14 protein-coding genes and 2 pseudogenes are annotated in these 19,780 nt (G+C 36.5%); 10 read left to right on the top strand and 6 right to left on the bottom strand.

The features are described from left to right. Positions 1-87 precede the first annotated feature (87 nt). Positions 88-408, top strand: a complete 321-nt coding sequence (locus ACOWPH_RS11855; protein ID WP_015215583.1) for a hypothetical protein — start codon at positions 88-90, stop codon at positions 406-408. Positions 409-461: 53 nt separating this feature from the next. On the opposite strand, the gene ACOWPH_RS11860 is transcribed toward ACOWPH_RS11855, so the two are convergent. Both ACOWPH_RS11860 and clpS read right to left on the bottom strand, forming a co-directional pair. Then, positions 462-758: a DUF2103 domain-containing protein gene (locus tag ACOWPH_RS11860; protein ID WP_015215584.1), complete on the bottom strand. Its 297-nt coding sequence runs from the start codon at positions 756-758 to the stop codon at positions 462-464. Between the two features lie 5 nt (positions 759-763). Next, a complete protein-coding gene (gene clpS / locus ACOWPH_RS11865; RefSeq protein WP_015215585.1) occupies positions 764-1,087 on the bottom strand; it encodes an ATP-dependent Clp protease adapter ClpS in 324 nt (107 codons plus the stop codon). 199 nt (positions 1,088-1,286) lie between these two features. Between clpS and ACOWPH_RS11870 the strand changes: the two genes are divergently transcribed. Further along, on the top strand, positions 1,287-1,841 hold the full coding sequence (locus ACOWPH_RS11870) for a hypothetical protein (RefSeq protein WP_015215586.1): 555 nt from the start codon (positions 1,287-1,289) through the stop codon (positions 1,839-1,841). 254 nt (positions 1,842-2,095) lie between these two features. Here the strand turns inward: ACOWPH_RS11870 and ACOWPH_RS11875 are convergent, their stop codons facing one another. Further along, on the bottom strand, positions 2,096-5,350 hold the full coding sequence (locus ACOWPH_RS11875; RefSeq protein ID WP_150111026.1) for a hypothetical protein: 3,255 nt from the start codon (positions 5,348-5,350) through the stop codon (positions 2,096-2,098). 873 nt (positions 5,351-6,223) lie between these two features. Here ACOWPH_RS11875 and ACOWPH_RS11880 point away from each other — a divergent pair. The 4 genes and pseudogenes from ACOWPH_RS11880 to ACOWPH_RS11895 all read left to right on the top strand — a co-directional run. Then, entirely contained in the window at positions 6,224-6,676 is a 453-nt protein-coding gene (locus ACOWPH_RS11880; protein WP_015215588.1) for a hypothetical protein, read from the top strand. A gap of 237 nt (positions 6,677-6,913) precedes the next feature. After that, complete coding sequence (locus ACOWPH_RS11885; protein WP_015215589.1) at positions 6,914-7,366, top strand: hypothetical protein; 453 nt, start codon at positions 6,914-6,916, stop codon at positions 7,364-7,366. A gap of 283 nt (positions 7,367-7,649) precedes the next feature. After that, a complete protein-coding gene (locus ACOWPH_RS11890) occupies positions 7,650-12,383 on the top strand; it encodes an FkbM family methyltransferase (protein ID WP_096713133.1) in 4,734 nt (1,577 codons plus the stop codon). A gap of 45 nt (positions 12,384-12,428) precedes the next feature. Next, positions 12,429-12,563 (top strand): annotated as a pseudogene (locus ACOWPH_RS11895) (DUF4351 domain-containing protein); the annotation flags it as partial. Between the two features lie 97 nt (positions 12,564-12,660). On the opposite strand, the gene ACOWPH_RS11900 reads toward ACOWPH_RS11895, so the two are convergent. The 3 genes and pseudogenes from ACOWPH_RS11900 to ACOWPH_RS11910 all read right to left on the bottom strand — a co-directional run bounded on the left by ACOWPH_RS11900 (position 12,661) and on the right by ACOWPH_RS11910 (position 15,995). Then, positions 12,661-13,599, bottom strand: coding sequence for a serine hydrolase (locus ACOWPH_RS11900; protein WP_015215592.1), 939 nt, complete (start codon positions 13,597-13,599; stop codon positions 12,661-12,663). Between the two features lie 290 nt (positions 13,600-13,889). Beyond that, a pseudogene (locus ACOWPH_RS11905) lies at positions 13,890-15,181 on the bottom strand (ISL3 family transposase). Between the two features lie 226 nt (positions 15,182-15,407). Beyond that, complete coding sequence (locus ACOWPH_RS11910) at positions 15,408-15,995, bottom strand: Uma2 family endonuclease (protein WP_015215594.1); 588 nt, start codon at positions 15,993-15,995, stop codon at positions 15,408-15,410. 116 nt (positions 15,996-16,111) lie between these two features. On the opposite strand from ACOWPH_RS11910, the gene ACOWPH_RS11915 reads away from it, so the two are divergent. The 4 genes from ACOWPH_RS11915 (at position 16,112) to trpC (ending at position 19,637) form a co-directional block, all read left to right on the top strand. After that, positions 16,112-16,501 (top strand): hypothetical protein, encoded by a 390-nt coding sequence (locus tag ACOWPH_RS11915; protein WP_015215595.1) that lies wholly within the window; start codon positions 16,112-16,114, stop codon positions 16,499-16,501. Next, the gene (locus ACOWPH_RS11920; protein WP_015215596.1) at positions 16,498-16,938 is read left to right on the top strand and encodes an HNH endonuclease; all 441 of its coding nucleotides are present in this window, start codon (positions 16,498-16,500) and stop codon (positions 16,936-16,938) included. Before ACOWPH_RS11915 ends, ACOWPH_RS11920 begins: the two co-directional genes overlap by 4 nt. Positions 16,939-17,222: 284 nt before the next feature. After that, complete coding sequence (gene lpdA / locus ACOWPH_RS11925; protein ID WP_015215597.1) at positions 17,223-18,653, top strand: dihydrolipoyl dehydrogenase; 1,431 nt, start codon at positions 17,223-17,225, stop codon at positions 18,651-18,653. Positions 18,654-18,752: 99 nt separating this feature from the next. Further along, complete coding sequence (gene trpC, locus ACOWPH_RS11930) at positions 18,753-19,637, top strand: indole-3-glycerol phosphate synthase TrpC (protein WP_015215598.1); 885 nt, start codon at positions 18,753-18,755, stop codon at positions 19,635-19,637. Positions 19,638-19,780 lie beyond the last annotated feature (143 nt).

Here is a 19,780-nt window from a genome sequence, read left to right on the forward strand (position 1 = left end):
CAGTTTGTAACTATTTTGAATAATCTCCGGGACTATGCCTTTAGACTAATTGACAACAGAAAAATCAAAACAGTGGGATAAAGGCAAATGCATTCAGTAAATCTATTTTGTCATGAATTTGTAGTTGCTGTTTCTTGTGTAGCTTGTATTCTTGGTCTACTGATGCTGTGGGATAATAATAAACCAAAAGATGAAATCCAAGAAACAGAGGAAATCCTGTTAAGGATGAGCTTTGCTTACTGGCTAGTTTACTGTGTTGCTTTTGGAATTGAGAAAATAGTTTTACCGAATTGGGAAGGTTTAACAATGACCTTGAGAATCACTATAGCTTTGTCATATTTGTTAACTTTTTCTTGTATTCTTAGTTTGCCATTACATAAGTTTGCAGTACACCGTGTTGAGGAATAGTAAAAAGTCGAAAGAGGAGTTAGAAAGGCTCCTCTATTGATTAATCGTCTTATTCATGTAATTCTCATAGCGATCGCGATCGCACTTTCCAGTTGTTCCTGAAGCAAAGTTGTGAGGATAAATACCTCTTGTACCGTCTTACCCTGCCGTGCAATGACTTTATAACCCCCGCGAATGGGTACAGACACACGCAACTGCATTTTGGGACAATGACCTCTCACCCTTCCAATCACCGCAGGTGTGACTGTATGAATGCCATCATGCCGACACAAACGTTCTAAAATTGGGATTAGTCCAGAAATGTGAGTAGAGTGATTCCAAACTAGTCTGCCATCTGTGGGTTTGTTCATGATGATTAAGCTGCTTCCAGGGGGGCCATAGTCAATCCAGCCCGTCGTAGTTGTTGGTGGTAGAGTTCCGCAGGTTCTTGAGGACCTACCCAAACAATCGCCTGTCCTTCGTGATGTATCTGATTGGTAAGATCCCAAGCGCGATCGCTCGACATTCCTGGAATATACTTGAGCAAACACTCAGCCACGTGTTGAAAAGTATTAAAATCGTCGTTCAACACAATCACCTTGTAATTTGGATAAGTTTTGCGAGTAACTTGATTAACCCGGTCAGGTGTTACAGTTGGTGCTGTAGCCATCCCATAAATCGCTGCAAGTCTTGTAACCATAGAAAAATGAGTCAAAAACGAGGTTTTACAAACTTCTACTCCAAATAACCAGTTTAATCCATTGTTGGGTTAATGAAGTTGTAGGATTAATGAAGTTAACACAATTGAGTTAAGTCTGAAGATTGATCTAAGCAAACATAACATAATCAACACTAGCCTGAAAATTAAGACACTATTTTGAAATAACGCATTAAATACAATGACACCCAAAATCCAACCTACTGCTCATCCTCAAGTTAAGGGCTTAATCTTAACTTTGCTCCTATCGGTCTTAATGGCTGAAACTGCCCAAGCTCAATCTATACCAAGCATCAATATTCCTACCATAAAAGTACTAGACATATCAGTTATTAGACCATCAATCAACATCCCAAAACCAACAATTAAAATAGAAATTCCATCAGTTATTAAGCCTCAAGATAATATATTTAAGCAGCCGACTAATTTTGTCATCAATGGCGCAGCAAATAATACACGCCCTAGCTTTATTTCCGTTATCCAAGATGGAATTAATATACCTCAAATTCAAACAGGAATAGGACAGACTACTGTTATTGAAAACACCAAGATCAATACCACTATTAATATTCCCACTGCAACCACAACACTCTCTACTATTAATGTAGTTGTACCTTCTACAAATATTGTTGACCCTGGAAATATCAACTTTAATGTCACTACAACTCCAATTAGTGATCAAGGTTCGGTTATGAATAGTGTTAATCTTTCATTGCCATTACCAATTTTAGATTGACTTTTGAGTTGATTAATTTGTAGCTCATTTACCTTCCATATCCTGTCTAATGTAGAGACTTATGATAGATAGTCTCTACTGCTTATAGCGGTATGCACATGAATGAAATATAGCAATTCCCAAGCTCATGAAATACACCCCACCCGCGCTGTCGCGCACCTTCCCCTTACCAAAGGGAGGGTTGGGGAGGGGTAATTTTGTATCTAACTAGAGTGCGAAAGACTATATATCATTAATTAGCAATTACACCTAAGCTAAAATTTTAATTCCATATTCAACTGTCCTCTAAAACCATATTCACTATTACCTAAACGAGAATCAATCACCAAACCAGAACTAGCACTTTCATAGCGAAATATCATCCCATAATTAGGATCTACTAATTGACCTTCAAATCCTTTAGTAGCCATAGAATTATTTGTATAGTAAGGTCCAATTTTTAAAGTACCAAAGTTTTTACTTTTGATGATGTTATAGGTAGTTTCAAACTGGTATAAAGCCTGATTACCAAGAGAAATAGAACTATTAAAATCAAAACCAATTTTATGGGAAAAATTGAGAAGTAAAAAAGCACTCATATCACCTAAACTATTAGATTTAACATCAGGATTTAGGAATTTTGGAGAATAACTCAACACCGGATAAAAAGTGATATTAAAATCTGGTTTGGCAAACTGAAACACATTTCCAAGGGAAATATTCGACAGATTTAAACGATTAGGATTAGTGTTATAAGTTAATGAAAAAAAAGGTGAATTAGCTATAATCGTATGCCACTGCTTCTTATCATCATAAAATATATTCTGAAAATCTGCCTTAGCTGCAAATTTCAACATTCCTCCTATAGAAGTTTCTACTGTAGCATTAGAATTTAAATTACCCAAATTGCTATCAATCACGGGTGCAGAATCTGGAAATAGATTAAACCACATTCCTGTAGATAGGGCATAACTAAAATTATCAATACTTCCAGAAGCTACCAACTCAATAGCTGGTAAATAAAGATGTCCAGTATAAGCAGATGTTTCAATATCTCTTTGTGGAAACGTACTCAGTTTTATTCTTCCAAAATCTAAATCATAACTTTTTCCTGGACCAATAATAGGAACTGCTGTAAACATACTAGATAGGTTATTATCAAAAACATAAGATTGATCAAATAAAACTTCTCCATCTGAAGTTTCACCGCGAATAAAAGTAACTTCAAACGTTTCGGGAGCATTAATTTGAGTTAAATTAGTAGGAATATTAATACCCGTAAAAAATATAGGACCCAAGTCACTGGGACGGACAAAATCTATGATAACAGGTGCTTCAGGAGTCCACGGTTCTATTTTCTGCTCAATAAATTGTACACTCCTGCGGTAAATGCCTGTTCTCAATTGGAATAATAATGAACTATCTGGAGTAATATTACTTGCAAAAGTATAACTTCCTGAAACTTGGGAAAAATTGCTATTAGTATTGCCATAATTAAGTGTATCATTTAACCTTTGATTCATCTGTCTTCGTTGTTGAGATGTAGCCTTTGTATTCAGAGTAGCTAAAGGTTGCAAGTTTTTATATTTTTCTTTTGCTTCACTAATAGATTGATTTAAATTACCCGGATTAATAAAATTAAAAACACTGCCCAGCATTAAACCAAAACTAGCATTCATAGTTTGATTTAAATCAGTATCTTCCCATTGGGCTGTAGTTATAGATAAACCAGGATTAGAAAAAACATTCAAATAATTCAAATTAATTTTTTCTGGATCATATTTCAGTAAAGTCCGGTTATGTGACCAACTTAAAGTATATCTAAACCAATCTTTATTCTGAGGATCTGATATAGAAAAAGTGGCAACTTCAGGACTTTGTTGACCTAAGTTATACCACATCAAAGAATTGAGATAATGAAAATCTTTTTGTTCTTTAGTTAAAAAAGGATTACTGAGAACTGCAACAATATCATCGTTGTCACTTTGATTAACTTGTAAAGTTTTGATTCCGGGAAAAGAAGTAATAGGAGAATTAAAACTAAATCCCTGTTTGGTGAAAACATCACCTAATATCAGTCCAGCAGCAGCAAGATTTTCACGGGGTATAATACTACCAATTTCCAGCTTGACACCATTATTTAATAAAGGTTGTAAATTTACAGTCGGAAACCCTTGTAAAAATCTAGGTGTATTCGTAGCATCCAAATTACCAAAGAAAGAACCTCCTCCTAGTAGCGCATTTGTTGTGGCTTTGCGGGTATCATCTAGAGGAATAAATTTTTCAAAAAAACTACCATCAGGTCTAGTTACATTAATAGTAAAACTGGCATTATCGGCAAGATTTGCTCCTGGAGGTAATACGATTTCCGCAGCCCCACTAATAATATTGAGATCATCTAATTTTTTATTTCCAACTAAATCTTCAAAAATATTAGGAATAGCAAATACTGTTTGTACACCCCAAAAAACAGTAGAAACTTTAGCAATTTGTCTAATTTTTTGTTGATTAGAATTTCCCTGATAACCAACATTGAGATGTCTACCTTCAGTCTCAATCACTACTCGATTTCCATCTAAAACCCAATAAAATTGTTCATCTTCCGGATAAAAAGAAATATTAGCTGATTTAATCAGAATATCACTAAATTCATCTTTTTGAAAAGGATTACCCGTTTTAAATTTATCTAAGTCAAAAGTAAAATCTGAATAAAACTCAAAATTCAAAGGTTGAAAATTCCGGGGATTAATAATTAGTTTATCACTGGTATTGACGAAAAAGGGATATCTTGAAGCGCTATTATTTAACAAATTACGCATTAAAGTTCTCAAGACTTTTCGATTTTCTTCAGGTGTTAATTGTGGGGGTTTTTCTGGTTTCTCTTCAGGGTTTTTTTCTGGTTTCTCCTCTGGAATAGGTAAAGAGGGTACTTCCTTGGGAAGTACAGGGAGATTTGGCTCAACTGGATTAAATTGTGATTGAATTTGATTATTCGTTGATTGTGCAATTAATTTTTCTTTTTTAAGCGTAACTTCAGGTAAAGATTTACTATAATAGGGAGTAATTATAGATTTTGTATTTATATTCTGTTCATAATCGCCATAGATAATTTCACTAGCACTATAGTCAGATAATGTAAAAGATGTATTATTCTCTTCACAACTAGATATTTCTGGCTGAAATTCCTCCTGGGTATGGGGTTTGTCTGCCCTGATAATGGGTGTAAATGGGTAATTTTCTAGGGTATGTCCCCGACAACCTATAGTTGTATGTAAGCGCTTTTCTGGTAACTTATATGCAGAATTGTGAATAGAATTTATTTTTGCCTTAATTAACTTTTGCTCTGCTGAAAAAGAAATAACGTCTGTTTTCTCTGGAAAAGAAGGAGTTAAGTCTTTTTGTTCCAAAGCTACCTCTTCTAATTCTAACTGTTTTTCGGTATGACTATTCTCATTCGTGGCATTCACACTCGGAAGATCGTTAACTGGTTCTTTTTCATTCGCAATAGTTTTGATTGGTAATAATGTCATGATTGACAAAATTAAAAAAATCCAACTATTCCAGAAAAAATATAGTTTATTCATATTTATTTAAAATATTGGAATCAAATTAAATCCCATTGCTATTGGGATTGCATTTTTTGATGATATATATAGAGAATTTTTTGATAAAAATTCTCCATCGTGAAAATTGTTGTTCAATAAAATCATTGTTTTAGGCAGTGGCAACAATGTCAATGCTCGTGAGCATAAGCATGAGAAATAAATCCCATCTCATCCGCATTTAAGCCTGTAGTTTGGGAACAATTGCCTAAAAATCTTATTCAGCAAGCTCAAATAGCTGTAACTGAATATCTATATTAGCCCGATGATAGCAGTTGATTTAACTTATACCAAGATTTCTCCACGATTTTTGCACATTATTATAATTAACTAGATTATTAACTAATACTGAATTTTTTCAGTAGATAAATCAAATATATAAGTGATATTGCTTAAGTACAGAATAGGTTACTTAAGTAGATCTACACTGGAAAAATTTGAATAACAAAATATTTGTTTTTGGCAGTTTATAGCCATACATCCCAGCACATTATATCTTAGAGTTTTATTTAACACTGCCTTAACCTTGCAATTTTAAAAAATACCTGAAATATCACGGGATTTTTCAGGAAAATTCTTGAGAAGTTCCACTAAGTCTACTTACATAAAAGTACATTTAAAAATAGGTATTTAAGTTCAATATTTACCCCGTAACAACCTTTCAAAATAGCGTTTATTGTATTAGACATAGATTCTTACCCGTTCCCAAAGCAACCAAGTATCCATCTGTATACTTTCAGGCACAATCGTAAGTTTTTGTAGTGTGTAAGTTTTCATCAAAAAAGCTAGGAATTACCAATCATGAACGCAAAATCTAACAAAACATTAAAAGCTGCTGCTATTTCTTCTCTCTTAGCAGGTGGTGCAGTAGCAGCATCATTCATCTCTGCTGAACCAGCCAAAGCTCAGTTTATTGGTGCTGATTCTCAGTCCAGAGTATCTGGTGCGATTACTAGCGTTTTATCAAATGATGTAACCAACAGCTTTGCTGCGGAAATGGTATTTCCAGAGCAGTCTATAGCCTCTAGTGGTACAGTAACAATTAGCGCTACTTATGCAACTGTGTCAGCTGACGTGAGCCAAGTTGCTATTACAACAGCAAACATGAGTGCTGGTACAGCAACTTATTCTGCAAGCACAGTTGAAGCCGCTACTGCTCGTGCGATAGACTCCGCTGAAGCTGCTACTCGCTTTGGTGACATTATTGGTATCGTTAAATCTTGGCAAAGTGGCGGTTCTGCTGCCTTGGACTAGTTAAGGAAAGTCGGCGATTCCCACTAATAAAAGGGAATAGAAGGAATCGTCAACCACCTTTAAGGGACATAGGCAGGAATATTAAATCCTTATGCCCTACAATTCATCCCCTCAGCTTCAACTAGGGGATGAATTTATTTTAATCTGATTTTGAATGAACGTCTGCTATTTTTTCTCCAGAAATGAAGGTTTAAGCTGGGAAATGTTGGGATAGTCAACAACTAGAGTGTCCCAATCATGAACACCAACTGTACCCACATATCAAAGGCATCAGTCATTGCATTTTTATTAGTAGGGATAGCAGTTGCAGCCTCATTTATTCAGGAAAAGCCTGCTCAGGCTCAGTTTATTGGTACAGATTCCCAGTCTAGAGTCTCTGCGGCAGTGACTAGCATTTTATCGAATGGTACAACTAACAGCTTTGCATCGGAAATTGTATTTCCACAAGATTCCATCAGTCCTAGTGGTCATCTGACACTGAAAATTATCTATGGTGCTGTAGGACATGATCCAAGTCAAGTGACAATTATCAAGGGAAATATGAATGCTGGAACTGTTAATTATACAGACAATAGCATTCAATCTGCTATTGCTCGCGCCATTAATTCTGCTATTAATGATTATCGCTTTGGTGACATTATCGGCATTGTTAAATCATGGCAGAGTGGTGGTTCTGCGGCTCTTGATTAGTTGTAGTTTGATAAATTAAAAATCTTGTGGGGTAGGCATCTTGCCTGCCCAATATTACTAAAAAAATTCCCCAACTACGAAATTAACCGTTTATCCTACTATTTAGATTTTTGTGAATATAGCCTTTCCCACTCTAGTTAAATACAAAATTACCTCTCCCCAACCCTCCCCTTGGTAAGGGGAGAGTGCGCGACAGCGCGGGTGGGGTGTATTTCATGAGCTTGGCAATTGCTATATTATTTTTTGAAACTTTTACATAAATTATCAGGGATTGAAAGTAATTATGATTATATTTTGTGGTGGCACTGCTCAAAATTTAAGAACTCTTTCTTACAACCTTTGCCAAGCTCTGCTCACTCAAACTGGTAGAACAAATATTCAAGGGACTACTTGCAAAACTGCAACTGAAATTGACGCTTATTTTAAAATCATAGAAAAACCTGCACTGCCAATACTGATCCAATATCAGGTTCTTTCAGAATTAGCCTTAGAAGTAATCCATCACGGTCAGGCTAAGAGTGTTTATCTACATCAAGATCCCCGTGAAATTTTGACTACTGTCATCACTTCTCCTAAACAAAAGGAAACTTTTGAATCTACTTTTATTAATCTTTGGCAACAATACCAAGAGCAGTGGTTTAGTGATGTCAATCAAACTTTATTAATCCGTAAAGAGAACTTGCTCGCACAACCACATTCGGAAATTGGTCGGTTATCCACGTATTTAGAAATTGAATCGACAAAACCCGAAATTGAATTGTTACTAAAACAGTATCGACTAGAGCAAGAAAAGAGCGAGGAATGGCAACAGATTCTTAATCCTCAACAATGCTTAATTATTGAAACATTACTCAGTCCCTTGTTACTGCAATTTCATGATGAAGATGAATCTAGTTTATTTCAAAAAATAGAACAAAATTTGGTATCAATTCAATTAGAACCACTACTAATACAAATTGATAAACTTCTTGGGCAAATTGGTCATTTCAAATCGGAAAAATTACGGGAACAGTTTTATGAATCTATTGATAAATGTCTGATCACCGCTTTAACTGCAAGGGGTCGGTTACAGGAAGCGGCAGAAGTGTACCATTTGTTAGGAAAATTCCTCACTTTACAAAATGACTTACAATTTTCTGAAAAATGGTATTTACGCGCTCTCAGTATTCAACCGCAGTTAGCAAAGTCTTACTATAATCTGGGCTTTGTCTATGAACAACAGGATAAGTGGGAACAGGCTATTGATAATTATACTCATGCTATTACCATCAATTCTAAGTATACTAAAGCTTATTATCGTTTAGGATTGATTTTTAAACGTCAAAAGCATTTTATCAAAGCGATAGAGCAATTTTCCCAAGTTTTGCAACTAGATGCGGATCATCAAGGTGCTAAATTCAATTTAGCTCTACTGTGGCAACAAGGAGAGGGTGCGGATTTTATTCAGAATCTGCTAGAAAAAAAAGAGTTAGAATTGTTGCCTCAACTCACAGAACAAATTAATGATACTGGCGCAATATTGGTGCGTGAGCGTAAATGGGAACAAGCTAAGAACTGTTTTAAATCGGTGATAGAACTAGACCCAGATTGTGTTTTGGGTCATTATAATCTAGGTTGTGTTTTGCAAAATCAAAAATACTATCCAGAGGCAATATTTTCTTATCATCGTGCTTTAAAGATTAATGCTAATCATATTGATGCACTCAAAAATTTAGGTTATGTTTACTATAAAAATGGACAGGGCGATTTAGCCGAGAAATGTTTCCAGAAAATTCTGCAATTAAATCCAAATCATGCCGAAACTTACGAAATTTTAGGATTTATTGCTGGCGAACAAGGAAAATTATCAGAGTGCATTAGTTTGTTAAATGAAGCTTTAAAAATTAATCCCAATAATCCTAAACTTCATTCTTGCTTTCTGTTCAATTTAAGTTCGCTTATTAGTTTTACACCCCAACAGATTTTAGATTCTACTCAATTGTGGTATGAGCAACAAGTAGTTAATCAATGGCTACCGACTCTCACTACTAATCGTAACGATAAAACTCCACATCGTCGTTTACGCATTGGCTATATTTCCCCTGATTTCCGCAGACATTCTGTAAGTACATTTATTAAACCTATTTTCCAACACCACGATCGCACCCAGGTTGAGGTTTTCTGCTATGGTGAAGTAAATGAACCTGATGCAATTACAGATGAAATTATAGATATCTGCGATGCTTGGCGTTCTACTGTCGGTCTTTCAGATTTACAAGTAGCTGAGTTAATTCAAACAGATCACATAGATATTCTGGTTGATTTAGCAGGACATACGGCAAATAACCGGATGATTGTTTTGGGAATAAAACCAGCACCAATTCAAACCACGTATCTAGGCTATTTTGCGACTACGGGTTTACCTACTATTGACTATTGGATTACTGATGAGGTTCTCCATCCTCATGATACACAGGAAAAAACCAGCGAAACTATATGGCGTTTACCCCGTTGTTATGTGGGTTATGAACCCCTGAAAAATGCACCTGAAGTTACTGAACTTCCTTGTAAAAAAACGGGCATCTTCACTTTTTCATCTTTTAATAATTTACGCAAACTCACACCAGAAACTTTTGCGCTGTGGATTGAAATCCTCAAAGCAGTTCCTAACTCTCGCTTGGTTTTAAAATGCGCTAGTTCTGATGTATTTAGCCCTTTAATAGCTGAAAAAATCCAAACTCCCTTTGTGGAACAGGGTATTGATCCGAAACGTATCTTTTTGTATGGTGGTTATGCTGCTGATGAAGATCACCTGAATCTTTATAACCAGGTTGATCTGCATTTGGATAGTCTTCCCTATACAGGATGCACTACAACTTGTGAAGCTTTGTGGATGGGAGTACCAACAATAACTGTAGCCGGGACTCGGAAGATGGAACGCATGAGTGCAAGCATTCTCCATAGCGTTGGTTTGGATGATTGCATTGCCTATAGTGCCGTCGAGTATGTTGAAAAAGCGATCGCATTAGCCCGAAATCCAGATTATCTACAATCTTTGCGCTCAACTATGCGGGAAAGAGTGCAGCACTCTCCTCTGTTGGATGTCAAAAACATGACTAGTACGTTAGAAGCAGCTTATCGCCAAATGTGGCAAATTTATATTGAACAGGAATCAAAAATAGCTACCAGCGAAAATCCTCCTACTAACGCTTCTTTTCCTGTTGATTTAGAATTTGCTGATGCTGTTAATTATTATCAACAATATCTCGAAAATAATCCTAATGATGCTCAGGCTTACTATTATTTAGGTCAGGCTTATCAAGGATTGGATGATGTAGAAAATGCTATCCCATCTTATTTACAGTCTCTTGCCATTAATCGCTCTTCTGCTGCCACCTATCAAGCTTTAGGCCAACTGTTGGCAGAACAGGAATTAATAGATCAGGCTGAAAAATATTATCGGTGTGCAGTATTAGTAGAACCAAATAATAGTGAAATACAGCAAAATTTAAAACTTTTTTTACAGCAGTATTGCTCTAAAACTGCCAAGAAAATTATTCCGATTTTTCTGAAAAATGCTAACAATTCTGAAGAACTTAAATACTTTAAATTTATTGACGCTGATCATCTTCAGCCTGATGAATGCCTCGTTGAGATTGAGGGTGGAATTAAAATCTGTATTAAAAATGATCTAAACAGCCTGACAAGTTATGTTTTGTTAGAGCAGGGTGATTGGTTTGAGCCAGAAATGGAGTTTGTTCGCAAACTTATTACACCAGGAATGGAAATCCTAGATATTGGTGCTAATCATGGAGTCTACACCTTGACTATGGCTAGGTTACTCCAAGGACAAGGTAAGATTACTGCTTATGAACCTGCCAGTTCTGTTGTTTCCTTACTGCGAAAAGGTGTAGAAGCTAACGGTTTCACCAATGTAGAGATAATCAATGCTGGGTTATCAGATTGCGAGGGTGAAGCAACTTTATTTTTATCAACAAATAGTGAACTAAATTCTCTACAGCAAGATGGTTTATCCCAACAACAAGAAACTATTAAACTGCTGAATCTAGATCGAGAATTAGAACAACACAATTGGCAGAAGATTGATTTTATTAAGTTAGATGCAGAAGGAGAAGAAGCCAAGATACTGGCAGGTGGCAAAAGATTTTTCTTCGAGCAATCGCCATTAATTATGTTTGAACTCAAGCATGGTAAACATATTAATATGCGGCTAATTCAGCTATTTCAAAATCTAGGCTATGAGACTTACTACTTAGTTTCTAGCATAGGTTGTTTAGTTCCTTTTGATGTAAATCAGCCTGTCGATGGCTACCAATTAAACTTGTTTGCTTGTAAAATAGAGCGATCGCAACAGTTAGCTGAACGTGGTTTGCTGGTTACAGAAATTCCAGAAAAGCCTTTACTTACAAACCCATCCTATTGGTTAGAAGCAATAGCAATTTTAAATTATGCCACACCTTTTCTGAATCAGTGGCAAGAATACGCAACGGTTTCCAAGACTGACAGTCAAGTTTACTTAGAAGGGCTAAACTATTTCTTTCTAGCAAAAACACCCAGCCTTTCTCAATCAGAACAGTTTGCAGCCTTAAAATATTCCTTTGAATGTATTCAGCAAGCCGTCCAAGCTAAACCTTCGTTGACTAGATATTGCAGTTTGGCCAGAGTAGCAGCAGAGTTAGGTAAAAGACAAGTTAGTGTGGAAACACTCCAACAACTAATCACTTATCTAAATTCTGGCAGCTTAATCAAGGTTGATGAGCCTTTTCTCCCAGTCAGTCAGCAATATGATCATCAGATATTCAATAATAATTTGCAAGACTGGTTGTTAGTGAGTATTATCGAAACCTTTGAGAATAGACGTGTGTTCTCTTCTTACTTCTCGGTTCAGCAAACGGTATCTTTACTCAATCAGATTGTTCAAAAACCTTTCCATAGTCATCAGTCAGAAAGCCGATTAATACTTGCCAATAAACGCATTGAGGGAGAACTATATGCGATCGGTAGCATCAAAATTTAGACAAGAAAAGGCTGTCTATTTTTCTCATTCCCATACAAAGTAAGTATGGTAGAGCTGTTGACCAAGCGGTTTGGTGAATTATCTGTCGAAATACGAGCTTCAATTTCTGCTTTACCATTACCTGTTATGGAAGATTTGAGTGAAGCATTGTTAGATTTTACGAGTTTGGCTGATTTATAGGCTTGGTTAGCAGCTGTTAAGGATTAAAGTATTTTTAATGAAATCGCTGATCTGGTAGAGTGCGTTAAACTGTGTTAACGCACAACTTATATCATGTTTATAAATTGCTAACCGCTTCCGCAATTTTCCTAGAAACAAAAGGTAAAATTTCTCGGCTTTTAGCTTGTGCTTTCCCTTCTGTAAATACCACTAATAGATAAGGATGCTGATCTGGCAATTCAATATAAGCTGCATCATGGCGCACAGAACTTGTCCAACCAGCTTTTGACCAGATTTGACTATTTTCAGGTAATCCACCACCTATAAAGCCTGTAACTTGGTCTTCTTCGACATCTTGGGGTAACTCATCAGCCTTAATACTGCGTTTGAGTAAAGACATCATGGATTGCGATCGCACACTCGACACAGCTACCCCACCCACGATACTATGCAATAACCTCGCCACAGCATTGGCAGTCAGCATATTCCTATTTTCAAACATCTCCCCATAAAATGCCCTTTCCCGTCCATAGGGACCATCTCCCCAAGTTTTTTGACAGACATTAATCGTCCCCATTTCTTCCCACCCCAAAGACTGGTAATAGCGATTAATAATATTGCGTTGATATTTCCACGTTTCAAAAGGTCCAGCGGGTAACTCTGCTCCAGAAGTAGTCCCGCTGAGAATATCGACAATTAAACTAGTAGCATCATTACTAGAATCAACAATCATATCCCGCAAAGCTCGCTCCAATTCCTTGGAAGTCTGAGTCATTCCCTTTCCTAGCCATTCATGAACCGCTACTAAATAAAACAACTTCACCACACTAGCAGGATAGATACGTTCTACACCACGATAACTAAATCCTCGCACCGGATGACTCCAAAAAGCGTCAGGAGTTAAAGCACCACCTGTATTTACAAGTACGGGAGGATCATACACAACCCAAGTTAAAGCAATTTGGTTTCGAGCTAAACTTGCAAAATTAGACCAAGTTGCCTCTAAAATTTCATTACCGAGATTTTCTAGTTGTTCGTCTTTATTAAAAAAAACCATTTGTAAATAATGTCCTTATGCTATCAGGAGTCTAGTTTCTCGCTCAATCCTATCATTACCTGTATAATTACTGAGATAGTAACTATAATTAGACTGAATCAGGATTTACAGAATTTAAAGATTAACAGAATGTTTATCTGAATTAGGATTGAGGAATTAAACAGAATGCTGAGTGCATTATCCTGAAAATCCTTAAATCCTGAGCATCCTGATTCAGACAAAATGAAGATTGAGGAATTAAACAGAATGCTGATTGCATTATCCTGAAAATCCTCGCTCTTGCGTCTATTTTATGGAGAATTAATACTAAAGTGCCAATTTAATAAACTACGTAATCTAAAATTGCTAAAGTTACGGAATCCATATCCAAGTCTTTTGATTAATTTGAGTTTATTATTAATTCCTTTCCTGCGGAACGCTACGCGAACCACAGTACCACTGGTAGTTCTGCCGTCAAAATAACCTACAACTTCACCAAACCACCTAATCATTGTTCCTATACTTTTGGGAAAATAAGAAAGTCCATCGTGCATCCAATCTAATAAATTCATTATGCTTTCGCCCCAAGACTTAGTGGATTCAAATATGTCCCGAAATTCTTCTTTTAGGGCGTGCATTTTTGCCAGAATAGGGGAAACTTCTTGAACATTATTTAATCTTTCTTTTTGTTGTTCATTTAAAGAATCTTCATTTTTTATTAAGCTATATTTGCTTTTATTTAATCCTGCTAATATTCGGTCTTGCTCTGATTTATTGTCTAAAGACATGGCGGCTTTTTTTCAGATTTACGCATAGCATCTAATTCATCATTTACTTGTTTCATTACATGAAATCTATCAGCAGTTATATTTGCATTTGGCATTAATTCTTCTACTAAACTTTTATAAGGAGACCAAAGATCGATACTCACTTCAACTATTTGCTCAAGTACCTGAGATCCCCATTTGACAACAACTTCACGTATTTCTTTTATTCTTCTTGACTTCACCAATTCAATTGGTTTACGAGTATCTAAATCTACTAGTACTGCCAAATAATTTCCTTGACCTTTCACCAAAGCAATTTCATCTATGCCTAACCTTTTTACCTGACTTAAATTAATATTTAATATTTGTGATACTTGTGCTTTTAACATTGATTCAACTTCTTCATCGCTCAAGTCATTTCTTTCGGCAACACTATGAATATTACTATCTAATACTTGTGCAACTATATCTATGGCTAATCTTTTAGTATATCCTTTACTTTTATCTACAAAACTTAGCTTTTCACTAAGCGCAAAGTGCGGTCTTGGGGTCTCCCCAAGAGGAGCAACTTTGCAAGAGAAGACTTTTTTGCACTTGTTACATTTGAATTGACGGCGATTGATTTTTAACAATACTAGTTTTTCACTCCAAGATAAATCATGAATCATTCGCCAATGATTTTGATGTATACTATGGGTGGTTTTTCCACAATCTGGACAAGTAGAATCTTTGACAGCCTTCTCTATTGTTATAATTATTTCCGCCCCAACAAGTTCTTGAAAATCTAACACTTTCATATCTGGGAGATTGAGAATTTGATCTACGCTAAATTTCATAATTATCCCTAAAAAATTTGTTTTTAATAATTATGATTATAATGATATGCTTATTCCCATATGTTTAAAACTTCGTAAACCTTTACATAGATAGACTTTTCAGCTTTTATAATTTAATTTTATCGGCATTAAATTTTAGTGATTTTATTTTTCACCATAAAAAGGACGCAAGAGCCTGAATGTTTAACTCCTCAAGAATTTGTGGATAAGTATTTGGAATAAATTTTTATTTTTCACTAATAAACTCAATAAATTGAGATACAGCATCATATTGATCAGGAATTGCTAAAAACTGCAACAACAACTCCTTATCCAAATCTGTTAGAAAGCGACTACGGTTAACTTCTTCATATTCAAAAACAGCATTTAAACTAAAAATTTGGATTTTATTATTCTTCCAAAACCAAATTTCTGGAACTCGCTTAGGTTTATACAACTCAGTTCTCTTAATTGTGCCGCTACTAACTATAATTTCAATGACAATATCAGGAACTTCTTTGTTAGTACCAATACAATAAGACTCATCAGGTGTTCCCGAAGCATAACCAGATTCTTCTAAAGTAAAACCACCCCTACCATAAAATCGAATCCCCTTATGTCTCATGTACGCTTCTAATAAATAAGAAAGCGTTTTTTTTACATATTCATGTTTATCACCAATAGGAGACATAATTTCCAGCACCCCTGCTAAATATGCCAATTTCACAGCATGATTTTCTTGTAACTGCACCTCAATAGTTTTAAACTGTTGCCAAGAAACACCAGGTACAGTTACCAGTTTTCCTTCTTTCTGTTCTAAAAGTGGAATTTTCATAGAAAAACCGCCATACTTTTTACTTAATTATACTCTATTGTACTAGGTTGAGTTAAATGAAGATACACCAAATTAACTCTTGATAATGTTAAGATAAAGAAAAACTATCTAAAAATATGAGTAACCAAATTACAATTACTCTACCAGATGACATTTATCAAAAAGCTGAACACTTTGCACGTTTAGCAAACCGTGATTTAGCAAGCGTCTTAGTTGATACTATTCAATTTTCTATCCCACCCGTCAGTTTAGAAGCAGCAATCCTTGAACCTGTATCAACACTTTCTGATGAGCAAGTTTTAGCTTTGACAGAATTGCAAATGGAACCTGAAGAAGATAGCTGTTTGAGTGAATTACTAGACAAACAACAAGCTGGTATGCTTACAGAGTCAGAACATTCTGAATTACAAGCACTCATGCAAATTTATCAGGAAGGGCTTTTAAGAAAAGCTACTGCATTAAGTGAAGCTGTCAAACGTGGATTAATAAAAGAGTTAGGTGCGTGAGTTCTAGTCAAATTTCTGAAGAAGTACGGGTTAGAGTGCGAACCCAGGCTAATCATCAATGTGGTTATTGTCGTAGTCTGCAAAAGTATGTTTTGGGAATTTTGGAGATAGAGCATATTATCCCCAAAGCTAAAGGTGGCACTGATGACGAGGAAAATTTATGGCTGGCCTGTAGATTATGCAACAGTTATAAAGGTACTCAAACTCATGGACTAGACCAAATAACTGACCGCAAGATAAAGTTATTTAATCCTCGTCAACAAAAGTGGTCACGTCACTTTGCTTGGACTAATAATGGTACACACATCATGGGATTGACTGCCTGTGGTCGTGTCACAGTTTTAGCTTTACAACTTAATAATATCTACGCAGTGACTGTCAGACAAGCATGGGTTACTGCTGGTTGGCATCCACCTAAAGATAATGTGAAGGAGTAGCAATTTCACTCAACCCATACCGCATTCTTTGAACAACTCTATCAATTTATACTCTGGATAAATATTACCTAAACTCTAAGTATTCAACTAATCAGCCTTACCAAAACTCAAAAATATTGGAAAATCCGCTAAAATTGCACAGTGTGATGAAAAACCCATTATCAAAATATAACTATAATTTTACCCAGTCATCCCCATTCTGAACACTAACGCATCGGCTGAAATGTTGTCACAGAGGGGATATACAGTTAAAACAAGTAGGCTAAAAAAACGGGGAGACTAACGTGAGTTCTGAATTTGATTACGATTTAGTGATTATCGGCGCGGGTGTAGGTGGACATGGCGCAGCCCTACACGCTGTTAACTACGGTCTGAAAACAGCGATTATCGAAGCAGCAGATATGGGGGGAACCTGTGTCAACCGGGGCTGTATTCCTTCTAAGGCGCTGCTGGCAGCTTCTGGAAGGGTGCGGGAGTTACGCAACGCCCATCACCTGAAATCTTTGGGAATTCAAATTGGTAGTGTAGAATTTGATCGGCAAGCGATCGCTAATCATGCCGATAATCTGGTTTCTAAAATTCAAGGCGATTTAACCAACAGTCTCAAACGCTTGGGAGTTGATATCATTCGCGGTTGGGGAAAAATTGCCGGCGCGCAAAAAGTCACCGTCACTACAGATAGCGGTGAAAAAACAATTACAGCCCAAGATATCATTCTCTGCCCCGGTTCCGTTCCTTTCGTTCCCCCCGGCATTGAAGTAGACGGTAAAACTGTCTTTACCAGTGACCAAGGGGTAAAGTTAGAATCCCTACCCAAGTGGATAGCAATTATTGGTAGTGGTTACATCGGTTTAGAATTTTCTGATATCTACACCGCTTTGGGCTGTGAAGTTACCATGATTGAAGCCCTGGATGTGTTAATGCCAGGATTTGACCGCGATATTGCTAAACTGGCAGAACGGGTTTTAATCGCCCCCCGCGATATTGAAACCAAAGTGGGAATATATGCGAAAAAGATAATTCCTGGTTCTCCAGTCGTGATTGAGTTAGCAAACTTCCAAACTAAAGAAGATTTAGAAGTTTTAGAAGTAGATGCTTGCTTGGTAGCTACAGGACGCATTCCCGCTACCAAAAATCTCGGTTTAGATGCTGTGGGTGTGGAACTGGATCAACGGAATTTTATCCCTGTTAATGACAGTATGGCGGTACTATCAGCAGGTGAAGTTGTCCCCCACCTCTGGGCTATTGGTGACGCAAATGGGAAGATGATGCTGGCACATGCGGCTTCTGCTCAAGGTATCATTGCTGTAGAAAATATCCTTGGTAGAGATAAAAAAGTAGACTATCGCAGTATTCCCGCAGCCGCTTTTACCCATCCAGAAGTTAGTTATGTGGGTTTAACAGAAACAGCAGCCCAAGAATTGGGTTTAGCTGAAGGATTTGAAATTGCTACCAGTAAGAGTTATTTCAAAGGTAATTCTAAAGCTTTGGCAGAAAACGAAGCTGATGGTATTGCTAAAGTGATTTACCGTAAAGATACAGGTGAAGTCTTAGGTGTGCATATTTTCGGATTACACGCATCAGATTTAATTCACGAAGCCTCAGCCGCAGTTGCAAATCGGCAAACTGTGCAGAAACTAGCTTACTTAGTTCACGCCCATCCTACACTATCAGAAGTACTGGATGAAGCTTATAAAAGAGCGATCGCAAGTTAGGTAATGGGTAATTGGTAATTGGTAATGGGATAAACATTCAATAACCTCTTACCTATTACCTATTACCTGTCACCTATTACCTATTACCTATTTCCCAAAATGCAAATCCGTCGTCGTTCACCTAGTCAGGCTATTGATATTTCTATATTGCGCTATCAGATAGCTATGCCAAATTCAACACCAAATAATATTTTAGAGGAAATTGTTTGGCAGAAAGAAATAGAAGTTGAGCAAATGCGGGAAAGGCAGCCTTTGGCAGAATTGCAGAAAAAGCTTGTCACTGCGCCTTCAACCCGTGATTTTATCGCCGCGCTTCGTCAAGGTAAAACCAAACCCGCACTGATTGCAGAAGTTAAAAAAGCTTCTCCTAGTAAGGGCGTTTTACGTGCAGATTTTGACCCCGTAGAAATAGCCAAATCTTATCAAGCTGGTGGTGCTAGTTGTCTTTCTATTCTCACAGATACTAAGTTTTTTCAAGGTAGTTTTGAGAACTTATCCTTGGTTCGTGCTGCCGTAGATTTGCCATTACTATGTAAGGAATTTATCATTTATCCTTATCAAATGTATTTAGCGCGAATTAATGGCGCAGATGCAGTTTTATTAATTGCAGCAATTCTCAGCGATCAAGATTTACAATACTTTGTCAAAATTGCTAACAAGCTAAAGATGGCAGCTTTGATAGAAGTTCATAGTTTGGGAGAACTTGACCGGGTTTTAGCCTTAGAAGGTGTTTCTTTAGTCGGTATCAATAATCGCAATTTAGAAGATTTCTCTGTTGATTTGCAAACTACCTGTCAATTACTGAAAGAAAGAGGTAGTCAATTGCAGGAAAAAAATATTCTCGTAGTTAGTGAATCAGGACTTCATCACCCAGAGGATTTAAGTGTAGTAGAAACAGCCGGTGCATCAGCCGTACTCATTGGTGAGTCTTTGGTAAAACAACCAGATCCCAAATTGGCGATTACTAATCTTTTTGGTAAATAGTAAGCAATAGGAGTTCGGAGTTCGGAGTTCGGAGTTCGGAGTCAGGAGGAAGAAGGAAGAAGGAAGAAAATATTTCCAATCACCCATTACCAATTACCAATTACCAAAATTTGTTTCCTGTGTAACAATTTATTTACCAGAGA

Origin of the sequence: Anabaena sp. PCC 7938 (assembly GCF_049315035.1) — a bacterium.
In the GTDB taxonomy this organism is placed as follows: domain Bacteria; phylum Cyanobacteriota; class Cyanobacteriia; order Cyanobacteriales; family Nostocaceae; genus Anabaena; species Anabaena cylindrica.